Raw genomic sequence first — 12,536 nt, forward strand, 5'->3', positions numbered from 1 at the left:
GAGTCGGTTCCATGCGAACCGACCTTTCTCCCGGCACCCTGCCGGCGCGGGAGCACCTCCCGGCCGGAGACGCCGGTACGCCTGTTCTGGACGTAGTGATCCCCGTCTACAACGAGGAGAAGGACCTCCAGCCGTGCGTCCGCAGACTGCACGAGCACCTCACACGCACCTTCCCGTACGCGTTCCGCATCACGATCGCGGACAACGCGTCCACGGACACCACCCCATGGGTGGCGGCGCGGCTGGAGGAGGAGATGCCCGAGGTCGCCCACTTCCGTCTGGAGCAGAAGGGCCGCGGGCGTGCCCTGCGAACCGTGTGGTCCGCGTCCGAGGCGCCGGTCCTCGCCTACATGGACGTCGATCTGTCCACCGACCTCAATGCCTTGCTGCCGCTGGTGGCGCCGCTGATCTCCGGGCATTCCGACCTGGCGATCGGTTCCCGGCTCGCACGCACCTCCAGGGTCGTCCGCGGCCCCAAGCGGGAGTTCATCAGCCGGACGTACAACCTGATCCTGCGCGGCTCGCTCCACGCCCGCTTCTCGGACGCGCAGTGCGGCTTCAAGGCCATCCGACGCGATGTGGCGCAGGTGCTGCTGCCGCTGGTGGAGGACACCGGATGGTTCTTCGACACCGAGATGCTGGTGCTCGCCGAGCGGGCAGGGCTGCGGATCCACGAGGTGCCCGTCGACTGGGTCGACGATCCGGACTCGACGGTGCACATCGTGAAGACGGCTACGGATGACCTCAAGGGTGTGTGGCGGGTGGGCAGGGCCCTGGCCACCGGATCGCTGCCGCTGGACCGGCTGGCCCGGCCCTTCGGCGACGATCCGCGCGACCGCGAACTGCTGGACGTGCCCAAGGGGCTGGCCCGCCAACTGGTCGGGTTCTGCGTGGTCGGCGGCCTGTCGACCCTGTTCTACCTGGCGCTCTACAGCCTCTTCCGGCAGTTCTCCGGCTCCCAGGTCGCCAATGCCCTCGCACTGCTGGTCTCCGCCGTGGTCAACACCGCCGCCAACCGCCGGCTCACGTTCGGGGTGCGTGGCCGGGGCGGTGCCGTACGGCACCAGGCACAGGGCCTGGTCGTCTTTGGTATCGGTCTTGCCCTGACCAGCGGCTCGCTGGCCGCCCTCGACGCGGCCAGCGACAACCCCGGGCACTCCACCGAGCTGGCAGTGCTCATCACCGCCAACCTCGCGGCGACCCTGCTGCGGTTCCTGCTCTTCCGCGCCTGGGTCTTCCCGGACCGGGACGAGCCCGGCGCAGACCCGTCGGCGGCCTTCTCCCGCACGTCGTCCCCGTCCTCGCCGGCCTACGACGGCACGACGACGGCGCCGCAGACGCAGACCGAGCCGCTACCACCGCAGCCGCCGTCGTACCAGCCCCGCTCACAGCCCCAGTTCCCCGCACAGCCTCAGTCCCGTTCACGGACCCAGTCCCGCGACCCGTACCGGACCGCCCAGGTCCGCGCGGGCCAGGCCGCGGACGGTCACGGGAGGGACACCACCATGCACCTGCAGCCGATGCACCCGAACGACACCGACCGGGGGGATACCCGATGACGACCCACTACGACCCGCCCAACGCACAACAGAGCGGTCCGACCGTGTGGGGTCCGCCGCAGACGGCTCCCCCGGGGTCGCCCGAGGCCAGTGAGCCGGGGCAGCCGTTCGCGCGCAGACTGTGGCGCGGCCGGCCCGAGGACCCCAGCTGGGAGCGCCCGGCCTTCGTGGGCCTCCTGGCCGCCACTCTTCTGCTCTACCTGTACAACCTCAGTTCCTCCGGCTACGCCAACTCCTTCTACTCGGCGGCCGTCCAGGCGGGCAGCAGGTCCTGGGAGGCGTTCTTCTTCGGTTCGCTGGACGCGGGCAACGCCATCACCGTCGACAAGCCGCCCGCCTCGCTGTGGCCGATGGAGTTGTCGGTCAGGATCTTCGGCCTCAACTCGTGGGCGATCCTGGCTCCCGAGGTGCTGATGGGCGTGGCAACCGTCGCCGTGGTCTATGCCGCCGTGCGCCGCCGGTTCAGCCCTGGAGCCGGTCTGATCGCGGGTGGGGTGCTGGCACTCACTCCCGTCGCGGCGCTGATGTTCCGGTTCAACAACCCGGACGCCATGCTGGCGCTGCTGATGTCGGCGGCCTGCTACCTGGTCGTGCGGGCCCTGGAGGACGGTCGTACGAAGTGGCTGGTGTGGGCCGGTGTGGTGATCGGTTTCGCGTTCCTCACCAAGACGCTGCAGGCCTTCCTGATCCTGCCGGCGCTGGCGATCGTGTACGCGGTGTGCGCGCCGGTGTCGCTGAAGAAGCGCTTCGGGCAGTTGGCGGCAGCGACGCTCGCCCTGGTCGTCTCCGGCGGCTGGTGGGTGGCGATCGTCGAGCTGTGGCCGGCCTCGTCTCGTCCATACATCGGCGGCTCGCAGACCAACAGCTTCCTGGAACTGACCTTCGGCTACAACGGCTTTGGTCGCCTCAGCGGTGACGAGACCGGCAGTGTCGGCGGCGGTGGCCGTGGCGGTGGTGCCGGGAAGTGGGGCGAGACCGGCTGGGACCGGATGTTCGACGCCGAGATCGGCAGCCAGATCTCCTGGCTGCTGCCGGCCGCACTGATCCTGCTCGTCGCCGGTCTGGTGGCCACCCGCAAGCTCAAGCGGACGTCCGTGACCCGGGCCTCGTTCCTGGTATGGGGCGGCTCCCTGCTGATGACCATGGCCGTCTTCAGTTACATGGCGGGCATCTTCCACCAGTACTACACCGTGGCGCTCGCCCCCTACCTGGCGGCCGTGATCGGCATGGGCGCCGGGCTGCTGTGGGAGAAGCGGCGGGAGACCTGGGCGTCGATCATGCTGGCCGCCTCCGTGGTCGCGGCGGCGACGTGGGGGTACATCCTGCTCAACCGCACCCCCGACTACCTGCCGTGGCTGAGGTGGCTGGTGCTGATCGGCGGTCTGGCTGCCGCGCTCGGCCTGATCTTCGCCGGCCGCATCTCCCGCCAGCTTGCGCTGGCCGTGGCGGCGGTGGGTCTCCTGGCTGCGCTGGCCGGGCCGACCGCGTACACCCTCAGCACGCTCCAGCAGGGGCACGGCGGCTCCATTCCCACGGCGGGCCCGGTGGGCGCGAGTGTGATGAGCGGTCGTGGTGGCGGTCCCGGTGGCCCCGGTGGCCCCGGTGGCCCCGGTGGCCGTGGCGGGATGCGCGGTGGCTTCGGCGGTGGCGTGCCGGGCCAGAACGGTCAGGGGCAGCAGGGGCAGCAAGGAGGGCAGGGCCAGGGTCGGCGGAACGGCAACGGCTTCCCGGGCGGTGGCTTCGGCGGTGGCGTGCCGGGCCAGAACGGTCAGGGGCAGCAGGGCCAAGGCCAGAACGGTCAGAACGGTCAGGGGCAGCAGGGGCAGCAAGGAGGGCAGGGCCAGGGTCGGCGGAACGGCAACGGCTTCCCGGGCGGTGGCCCGATGGGCGAAGGCGGCAAGGGCGGCCCCGGTGGTGTCGGCGGCCTGCTGAAGGGCGCGAACGTGTCCTCTGAGGCCAAGAAGCTGCTGGAGACGGACGCGTCGAAGTACACCTGGGTCGCCGCGTCCATCGGCTCCCAGAACGCGGCCAGTTACCAGCTCGCCACCGGTGACCCCGTCATGGCGATCGGCGGTTTCAACGGCACTGACCCGTCCCCGACGCTGGCGCAGTTCAAGAACTACGTGGCCCAGGGGAGGATCCACTACTTCATCGTCGGCGGCGGCATGGGACGTGGTGGCAACAGTGACACATCGTCGCAGATCAGCTCCTGGATCGAGAGCAACTTCAAGAAGGTGACGGTCGGTTCGGCCACCTTCTACGACCTCACGCAGAAGAACACCTGAGGTCGTTGCAGCACCCCGCAGACACTGCTGTACACCGTATAACTCAAGCTATACGGTGTACAGCATGCGTGTTTCCCAGGGCTCGCGCGGGCATCCCCGGCGCTGGCTGATCCTTGGTGTCATCTGCCTCGTGCAGCTCACCGTGCTGCTCGACAACACCGTTCTGAACGTGGCCATCCCCTCACTGAAGCGTGAACTGCACGCGGCCACCTCCGACGTCCAGTGGCTGATCAACGCGTACTCCCTGGTGCAGTCCGGCCTGCTGCTCACTGCCGGCAGCGCCGCCGACCGCTACGGCCGCAAGAAGATGCTGATCGCCGGACTGGTTCTGTTCGGCGCCGGCTCGCTCGTGGCCGGATTCGCCGGCGCCACCGGACAGCTGATCGCCGCCCGGGCCGGAATGGGCATCGGCGGGGCGCTGCTGATGACCACCACACTGGCCGTGGCGGTGCAGATCTTCGCCCCCGAGGAGCAACCGAAGGCGATCGGCATCTGGAGTGCGGTGAACGCGCTGGGTTTCGCGGGCGGCCCGCTGATCGGCGGTCTCGTGCTCGACCACTTCTGGTGGGGCGCGATCTTCCTGGTCAACCTCCCGGTCGTGGTGCTGGGACTCTGTGCGGTCGCTGCCCTCGTACCCGAGTCGAAAACCCCCCGTGCAGAACGCCCGGACCTGCTCGGTGCGCTGTTGTCCACCATCGGCATGACCTCGCTGGTCTACGCGATCATCGCCGGGCCCGGCCACGGCTGGACCTCGGTGCGGGTGCTGGTGACGACCGTGGTGGCGGCGGGGGCGCTGAGCGCCTTCGCGTGGTGGGAGGGCACGGTCACCGAGCCGATGCTCGACCCGCGCTTCTTCCGCGACAGGCACTTCACGGGTGCTGTCGCCGGGGCGGTGCTCATCACCTTCGGCATGGGCGGCGCGCTGTTCCTACTGACCCAGCACCTGCAGTCCGTGCTCGGCTACGGACCATTGGAGGCGGGACTGCGAACCGCTCCGCTGGCCCTGACGGTGGTGGCGCTCAACTTCACCGGCCTGTCGGCCAAGTGGTCGGCGCGATGGGGAACGCCGGTCTCCATCGCGCTCGGGATGCTGCTGATGTCGGCGGGGTTGGTGGCCATCGCGGCGGTCGCCCCCAGCGGCTACGCGGGGACCCTGCTGGGACTGCTGCTGATCGGCGCGGGCTGCGCGATCGCCAACCCGGCCTTGGCGCACGCCATCATGAGCGCCATTCCGCCGCAGAGGGCGGGCGCGGGGGCCGGCATCAACGGAACGGTGGCCGAGTTCGGGAACGGCCTCGGCGTCGCCGTGCTGGGTGCCGTGCTCAGTTCTCGCATCGACTCCGGTCAGCCGTTGTCGGCCGCGCTCGGAGCCGGGCAACTGGTGGGGGCCGTCGCCGTGCTGGCCGGGGGGTTCCTGGCGGCGGGACTGCTCCGGCGGGCGGAGCGGGCGACCGTCGGGTAGCCCGGGGCAGGTACGGGGGCGGATAGGGGTGCGCGTGCGGCTGCGGAAGCTACGCCGCCGACGGTACCGACGTGCGGTGGCCGCGTAGCGAGGCGCCCGGCGCCCCTAAAGTGGGGACACTGGCCGGAGTTTCAGGAGGGTGTGCGCCGATGGGCAAGCAGGGTGCGCGGTCGGCGAAGGGCAGTGTCTGGTTGGAGGACAAGGCACGCAGAGGCGGACGCGGTGGACAGCCCTCCGGGCTCGACCGGGAGCGGATCACCCAGGTGTGCGTTCGGCTGCTGGATACGGAGGGGCTCACGAAGTTCTCCATGCGCCGGCTGGCCGGTGAGCTGAACGTGACCGCGATGTCCCTGTACTGGTACGTGGACACCAAGGACGATCTGCTCGAACTGGCCCTGGACACGGCCTTCGGGGAACTGCGGCTGCCCGACCCGGAGGACCCGGGGGCGGACTGGCGGGAGCAACTGCGGGAACTGGCGACCGAGTACCGGGCCCTGCTGGTGCGTCACCCCTGGGTCTCGCCGCTCGCCGGACGCTACCTCAACATCGGCCCGAACTCGCTCACCTTCTCCCGCGTGGTCCAGCGGGTCGTCCGCCGGGCGGGGCTGCCCGCGCACGGGGTGATGGGGGCGATCTCGGCCGTCTTCCAGTTCGTGTACGGCTACGGCACGATCGAGGGTCACTTCCTGGCCCGGATCGAGGGCACCGGGCTGAGTCCCGAGGAATACTTCAAGCAGGCCGTGACCATGGCGTCCGAGGCCCCGGGCAGTGCTGAGGTCATCGAGGAGTCCAAGGACCTCATGGCAGCTCGTGGCGGTGACACCGTGGCCGAGATGTTGGACCGGGACTTCACCTTCGCGCTGGACTTGCTGATCGCCGGAATCGAGGCGATGGCCGCCCGCGGCTGACTCCTCGACGGGGCGGGCCAGTCGGCCTGCCGGGAGTGTCTGGGAAGCAGGATCCCGTGGTGCAGTTCGGCGGTGATCCGGAGGGCGGTGCGGGTCCCGCCCCGCGGGTCGACGCCGGCACCGGGGAGGGCCAGGCCCAGGTCGACCGGGCGGAGCACGTCGTGCACGGTCCAGCGGTCCGGCCCCGCCGTGGTCAGCCTGGTGGAGGGTAGGCGGCCCACCCTGTCCCGCGTACGGATCCCCGTGTTCGGACCTGTCCCGTCTCCTCCCTGCGAGGACGCGTGAACCGGTCGTGTGGGACGGGCCCGTGACGGCGCGCCGCTCCGTCTGAAGGGCGCGCCGTCATCGGCCGGTGGTTCGCGCTACACGCCGGGATGGGCGAGTTCGATGTCGTGTGCGTCGATCCCGGGGCCGGAGACGGCCAGTGTGGCGGCCACCGGCGGGTAACCCGTGGCGATGACGGTGTAGTCACCGCTGTCCAGGTCGGCGAAGGCGTACGCCCCGTCCGGGCCGGTGGTGGTCGTGCCGGCCACCTTGCCCTCCTGGTCGACCAGCGTCACCCGGGCGTCGGCCAGCGGACCGTGCGGTGCCCTGACCACGCCCTGCAGCCGGGCGCCGGTGTCCAGGTCGGCCTCGACCAGGGTGTCCGTCTTCTCCTGTGCGGCCTGGGCCAGCGCGCCCGACGTCTTCAGCGGGACTTCCTTGATGAACAGGCAGACGACCAGTGCGATCAGCGCGAACGGCGCCGCGTAGAGGAAGACGTCCGCGATGCCGTGGCCGTAGGCGCCCTCCAACCAGTTCCGGACCGGCGCGGGCAGCAGGTCCATGTCGGGCAGCTGGCCGCCCCCCACGGACCGGGCCGCCACGGCCTGCGCCTTGGGGTCGAGGGAGGTGATGGTGTCCTTGGCGTAGTGGCTGATCCGTGTGGCCATCACGGAGCCGAGCACACCGACACCGACCGCGCCGCCGAGGGAGCGGAAGAAGCTGACCACGGACGAGGCTGCGCCGAGTTCCTTGGGGGCGACCTGGTTCTGTGTGGACAGGACCAGGTTCTGCATCATCATGCCGACACCGATGCCCAGCAGCGCCATGTAGAGGGACAGCTGCCAGTACGGGGTGTCGTATCGCATCAGGCCCAGCAGGGACAGGCCCGCGGTGAGGGAGACGCCGCCGGCGACCAGCCAGCCCTTCCAGCGTCCGGTGCTGGTGATGAACCGACCGGAGACCATGGAGGCGACGAACAGGCCGCCGATCATCGGGATGGTCATGACGCCGGACATGGTCGGGGACTTGTCACGGGCCAGCTGGAAGTACTGCGAGAAGAAGACGGTGCCCGAGTACATGCCGACACCGACGAACATGGACGCCAGCGAGGCCAGGGAGATGGTGCGGTTGCGGAACAGACGCAGCGGGATGATCGGCTCGGCGGCCCTGGTCTCGGTGAACACGAAGAGCAACGCCAGGACGATCGTCCCGCCCACCATCGTGTACGTCTGCCACGAGAGCCAGTCGTACTTGTCGTCGGCGAAGGTGACCCAGATCAGCAGCAGTGAGGCGGCGGCGGTGATGAAGAACGCCCCGGTCCAGTCGACCTTGACCTTCCGCCTCGCGACGGGCAGGTGCAGCGTCTTCTGCAGCACGATCAGCGCGATCAGTGCGAAGGGGATGCCGACGAACAGGCAGTAGCGCCAGCCGAGCCAGTCAGTGTCGGTGATGACACCGCCGAGCAGTGGGCCGCCGACCGTCGCGACGGCGAAGGTGGCGCCCGTGTAACCGCTGTACCGGCCCCGCTCCCGCGGGGAGATCATCGCGGCCATGACGACCTGTACCAGAGCCGACAGGCCGCCGGCGCCCAGGCCCTGCACCACACGGGCGCTGATCAGCATCGCCGGGTTCTGTGCGAGACCGGCGATGACGGAGCCGATGATGTAGATGACCAGTGATATCTGGACGAGTGCCTTCTTGCTGACCAGGTCGGCCAGTTTGCCCCACAGGGGCACCGAGGCGGTCATGGACAGCAGCGCCGCGGTGACGACCCAGGTGTAGGCGGACTGGCCGCCACCGAGGTCCTTGATGATCGTCGGTAGCGCGTTGGTGACGATGGTGGAGGAGAGGATGGCGGCGAACAGCCCCAGGAGCAGGCCGGAGAGCGCTTCCATGATCTGCCGGTGCGTCATGGGGGCGTGGCCCGCCGAGGAGCCTCCCCCGTGCTTGGCGTGAGCCCGCACACCGGCTGGTGTGGTCGTTGCCATGGGCTTCCTTTTCACGTGCTAGCGGGTGTACGGGTGTTTTCTTCGGATGCGGGAGTGGGGAGCCGGACCGGGGAGGAGCGGCAGTCGCCGAAGGACGTGCGCAGGCGCGTCATGAGCCGGATCAGCTGGGCGACCTCGTCGTCGGTCCAGTCGGCGAGCCGTTCGGCGAGCAGGCGCGTGGTCCGCCGGTTGAGCTCGGCGAGCTCGTCCAGGCCCTCGGGGGTCAGGCACAGGATGCGCGAGCGCTTGTCCGCGGGGTCCGGGTGCCGTTCGATCCAGCCGTGTGCGGCGACGTGGGCGACATGCCGGCTGGTTACCGACATGTCCACGGCCAGCAGCTCGGCGAGCTTGCTCATCCGCATGTCGCCGTGGCGGCGGAGCAGCGTCAGCACAGCCGCCGAGCCGGCCGGACAGTCGGGCGGCAGGGCGCGGCCCACCTCCCGTTTGACGACTCCGACGGCGCTGAGCTGACGCGCCAGTTCTTCGAATTGCGTCTGCTCGGCCATCACACCTCCCACTTTTGTTGCTTGAGGCAACCATAAGATGTTTGGTTGCTGCAGGCAAATAAATCGGGGGTACTTATGCAAAGATTTGGCAAAGTCGCGTAGGGTAAACGTACATACTCAGGTGGTCCCGGGTGACGTGCGCACGCCTCTGCCCCGATGGCTCCCCGTGGGCCCCCGCTTGGGCCGTCGGGCTGCTCTTCGCTAAGGTCTCGGGGCATGGCTAACACCCAGGGCCCCCAGGGCAATCACGACCCCGCCGGCAGCACCCAGATGTTCCGCGCGTTCGTCGACGAGGCTCCCCAGGGCCAGCAGCAGGCGGCGGCCCCCTCGGGCCCCCGTGTCGGCCTGATCATCGGCATCGTCGTGGCGCTCGTCGTGGTCGCGGGGGTCGCCTGGCTCGCACTCATGTAGAGCCGTTCCCGTCGAACTGCTCCCGCTGCTCCGGTCGGACGGACGCGCCCCGGGGCTCGATGAGGTGCGTGCCGAGCGGCATGCACCAGGCATCGACGCACACCGTCCAGGTCGGTTCCGCCTGCGCACTCGCCGCGATCGGCGCGGGGAGTGCCACGGTCGACTCGACCGTCCCCCCGTCGGTGCCGAGCGCCCCGATGGTGTGCGTCGCGAACGTCACGAGCCCGAACGCGTCGACGTGCCACCGCTGTGGTGAAAGCCGACGGTCACCTTCTGGCACCAGCGTCCACCGGCTGCCCCGGTCGCGGTCGGGCCGCCCCGTCCGGTGTCTTCCGTGCCGCCGACCGTCGTGCAGCCGCCATCCGGCCTGCCGCACCCTCATGCGGTGAGTACCGCACCCAGGCGGGTGACGGTCGCCGGCGCTGCCCACAGGGCGCCTCGACGGCCACGGGTCCGTGCCGCACACGTCCCCTCCGCAGCCCTGCCCGGCCCGGTCGCTCGCAGCGTCGGGCCGGTCTGGCTGGCGGAACGTCAGGAGAGGATCCTCAGTCCGAGATCAGGCCTTCCCGCAGTTGGGCCAGGGTCCGGGTGAGGAGGCGGGAGACGTGCATCTGCGAGATGCCCACCTCCTCGCCGATCTGTGACTGGGTCATGTTGGCGAAGAAGCGCAGCATGATGATGCGCCGCTCGCGGGGCGGGAGCTTGGCCAGCAGTGGCTTGAGGGATTCCCGGTACTCCACGCCCTCCAGCGCGCTGTCCTCGTAGCCGAGCCGGTCAGCCAGGGAGCCCTCGCCGCCGTCGTCCTCGGGGGCGGGGGAGTCCAACGACGAGGCGGTGTAGGCGTTGCCGACCGCGAGGCCGTCGACCACGTCCTCCTCGGAGACGCCGAGCACCGCGGCCAGCTCCGTCACGGTCGGGGAGCGGTCCAACTTCTGGGACAGTTCGTCGCTCGCCTTGGTGAGGGCCAGGCGCAGCTCCTGCAACCGACGTGGGACGCGCACGGACCAGGAGGTGTCCCGGAAGAAGCGTTTGATCTCGCCGACCACGGTCGGCATCGCGAACGTGGGGAACTCCACGCCGCGTTCGCAGTCGAAGCGGTCGATCGCCTTGATCAGGCCGATGGTGCCGACCTGGACGATGTCCTCCATCGGTTCGTTGCGGGAGCGGAAGCGCGCGGCGGCGTACCGGACCAGCGGCAGGTTCAGCTCGATCAGCGTGTCCCGGACGTAGGCCCGCTCCGGACTGTCCTCGTCGAGCACGGCGAGCCGCAGGAACAGGGAGCGGGACAGTGTGCGGGTGTCGATGTCCGCCGAACCCGGCGAGGCCGGACCGGCCTCGGCGGTGGATGCGGCGGTGGGGACGGCGGTGGGGACGGCCGGGGCCGGCACGGCGTCGAGGGCCGGTCCGCCGTCGAGGCGGTCGAGGACATCGGGCTCCTTGGGCGCTGCTTCGCTCTTGGCGGGCGTCAGCACCTTCGAGCTGCCCTGGTCTACGGACATGCCACCCCCTTTGGGTCGCGGGACGGTCGTGGCGGCGCCACCTTTCGAGCAACGCAGCCTTCACCTGAATACCGGAGCCGAAGCCACGGCAAACGCGCTTCCGGAAGAATGTCACATGTCGGCAACACGCTGTAGTGACATGTCGACACCCGTGACGCGAATCCGCCCTGGAAACAAGGGGTCTGACGCACTTTCGGCAGGCAACTTCGGGGAAGTGCCCTGGTGAGCGATTCGCTCGTGACGGTTACCGCTCGTTCGAGTTTGCGATGCAGCGTTGTTCGGGCCGTGCTTCCATGCGCCCGCTATGCATCGGTCGCACGCCTGCTGTGCACCGGGTCGGCGGTCGCTATGCGTCGATCCGATTTGCGGATCGCAGCCGTTGGAAGCTACGCGCGAGTAGCCGCGATACGTGCATCTGGGAGACGCCGAGTTCCGCGCTGATCTGTGACTGGGTGAGATTGCTGTAGTAGCGCAGCAGGAGGATTCGCTGTTCCCGTTCGGGGAGTTGAACGAGGAGATGTCGGACCAGGTCGCGGTGTTCCACCCCGTCCAGGGCCGGGTCCTCGTAGCCGATGCGGTCCAGCAGGCCGGGCAGCCCGTCGCCCTCCTGCGCGGCTTCCAGTGAGGTGGCGTGGTACGAGCGTCCCGCCTCGATGCAGGACAGCACCTCCTCCTCGCTGATCCGCAGCCGCTCGGCGATCTCGGCGGTGGACGGCGAGCGCCCGAAGGCGGTGGTCAGGTCCTCGGTCGCGCTGTTGACCTGTACCCAGAGCTCGTGCAATCGGCGTGGTACGTGGACCGTGCGGACGTTGTCCCGGAAGTACCGTTTGATCTCGCCGACCACGGTCGGCATCGCGAAGGTCGGGAACTGCACACCGCGGTCCGGGTCGAAGCGGTCGATGGCGTTGATCAGACCGATGGTGCCGACCTGGATCACGTCCTCCATCGGTTCGTTGCGGGAGCGGAAGCGGGCGGCCGCGTAGCGCACGAGCGGGAGGTTCGCCTCGATCAGTGCCCCTCGTACCCGGTTGTGCTCCGGCGTGCCCGGCTTGAGCTGCTTCAGTTCGGCGAACAGCACCTGGGTCAGCGCCCGGGTGTCGGCGCCGCGGCGCTTTTCGGGAGCCGGGGGAGTCGGGGCGGGCGCCTCCTCCTGGGGCGGCGCAGTACTGGCCGACACGGTCAACGCCACCTCTTCATCGGTCAATCATCCGTCAAAAGCGGTCATAGCATCACAAGACATGTGCACTGTGTGCAAGCACCGCATAACGTCGTGTTGTGGCCAAACTCTGACAAGTTGGGGTTCAGGATGCAGGAAAGCCCCCCGCCGTTGCGGCGAGGGGCTGCTGTGGCGGAGGGCTCAGAACTCGTAGTCGGCGATCACCCACGTGGCGAACTCGCGCCAGAGCGCTACGCCCGCCTGGTGCGCTGGGTGCTCCAGATAGCGCGTGAGGGCGTCGGTGTCCTCGACCGCCGAGTTGATCGCGAAGTCGTAGGCGATCGGCCGGTCGCTGATGTTCCAGGCGCATTCCCAGAAACGCAGTTCCTCGATCTGCCCGCCGAGCGCCCGGAAGGCCGCCGCGCCGGCCACGACCCGCGGATCGTCGCGTTCGACGCCCTCGTTGAGCTTGAAGAGGACCAGATGGCGGATCATGGG

General features: G+C 69.4%; 11 protein-coding genes and 1 pseudogene. 5 read left to right on the forward strand and 7 right to left on the reverse strand.

The features are described 5' to 3' along the window. The first annotated feature begins 11 nt into the window (after nt 1-11). The 4 genes from LK06_RS16625 to LK06_RS16640 all read left to right on the forward strand — a co-directional run bounded on the left by LK06_RS16625 (nt 12) and on the right by LK06_RS16640 (nt 6,214). On the forward strand, nt 12-1,559 hold the full coding sequence (locus LK06_RS16625) for a bifunctional glycosyltransferase family 2/GtrA family protein (RefSeq protein WP_039655192.1): 1,548 nt from the start codon (nt 12-14) through the stop codon (nt 1,557-1,559). Then, nucleotides 1,556-3,844 (forward strand): glycosyltransferase family 39 protein, encoded by a 2,289-nt coding sequence (locus LK06_RS16630; protein WP_078859071.1) that lies wholly within the window; start codon nt 1,556-1,558, stop codon nt 3,842-3,844. The genes LK06_RS16625 and LK06_RS16630 overlap by 4 nt, the downstream gene beginning before the upstream one ends. A gap of 64 nt (nt 3,845-3,908) precedes the next feature. After that, nucleotides 3,909-5,306, forward strand: a complete 1,398-nt coding sequence (locus LK06_RS16635) for an MFS transporter (RefSeq protein ID WP_043435284.1) — start codon at nt 3,909-3,911, stop codon at nt 5,304-5,306. 149 nt (nt 5,307-5,455) lie between these two features. After that, nucleotides 5,456-6,214, forward strand: coding sequence for a TetR/AcrR family transcriptional regulator (locus LK06_RS16640; RefSeq protein ID WP_039655190.1), 759 nt, complete (start codon nt 5,456-5,458; stop codon nt 6,212-6,214). A 362-nt stretch (nt 6,215-6,576) separates the two neighbouring features. On the opposite strand, the gene LK06_RS35450 is transcribed toward LK06_RS16640, so the two are convergent. From LK06_RS35450 to LK06_RS16655, 3 genes and pseudogenes are all read right to left on the reverse strand, one after another. Continuing rightward, complete coding sequence (locus LK06_RS35450; protein WP_459171086.1) at nt 6,577-6,813, reverse strand: carboxypeptidase-like regulatory domain-containing protein; 237 nt, start codon at nt 6,811-6,813, stop codon at nt 6,577-6,579. A gap of 45 nt (nt 6,814-6,858) precedes the next feature. After that, nucleotides 6,859-8,391, reverse strand: a pseudogene (locus tag LK06_RS16650) (MDR family MFS transporter); the annotation flags it as partial. An 86-nt stretch (nt 8,392-8,477) separates the two neighbouring features. Further along, complete coding sequence (locus LK06_RS16655) at nt 8,478-8,972, reverse strand: MarR family winged helix-turn-helix transcriptional regulator (RefSeq protein WP_043409744.1); 495 nt, start codon at nt 8,970-8,972, stop codon at nt 8,478-8,480. Nucleotides 8,973-9,188: 216 nt separating this feature from the next. On the opposite strand from LK06_RS16655, the gene LK06_RS16660 reads away from it, so the two are divergent. Continuing rightward, the gene (locus tag LK06_RS16660) at nt 9,189-9,383 is read left to right on the forward strand and encodes a hypothetical protein (RefSeq protein ID WP_039655187.1); all 195 of its coding nucleotides are present in this window, start codon (nt 9,189-9,191) and stop codon (nt 9,381-9,383) included. Here the strand turns inward: LK06_RS16660 and LK06_RS16665 are convergent. The 4 genes from LK06_RS16665 to LK06_RS16680 form a co-directional block, all read right to left on the reverse strand. Then, a complete protein-coding gene (locus LK06_RS16665) occupies nt 9,376-9,603 on the reverse strand; it encodes a hypothetical protein (protein ID WP_063837905.1) in 228 nt (75 codons plus the stop codon). The two genes, LK06_RS16660 and LK06_RS16665, sit on opposite strands and share 8 nt — an antisense overlap. A gap of 325 nt (nt 9,604-9,928) precedes the next feature. Beyond that, entirely contained in the window at nt 9,929-10,882 is a 954-nt protein-coding gene (locus LK06_RS16670) for an RNA polymerase sigma factor SigF (RefSeq protein WP_039655186.1), read from the reverse strand. A 346-nt stretch (nt 10,883-11,228) separates the two neighbouring features. Beyond that, nucleotides 11,229-12,065: an RNA polymerase sigma factor SigF gene (locus LK06_RS16675; RefSeq protein ID WP_234367612.1), complete on the reverse strand. Its 837-nt coding sequence runs from the start codon at nt 12,063-12,065 to the stop codon at nt 11,229-11,231. A 174-nt stretch (nt 12,066-12,239) separates the two neighbouring features. Beyond that, a complete protein-coding gene (locus LK06_RS16680; RefSeq protein WP_039655184.1) occupies nt 12,240-12,533 on the reverse strand; it encodes a Dabb family protein in 294 nt (97 codons plus the stop codon). Nucleotides 12,534-12,536 lie beyond the last annotated feature (3 nt).

The sequence above is a fragment of the Streptomyces pluripotens genome, from assembly GCF_000802245.2.
GTDB classification, from domain to species: domain Bacteria; phylum Actinomycetota; class Actinomycetes; order Streptomycetales; family Streptomycetaceae; genus Streptomyces; species Streptomyces pluripotens.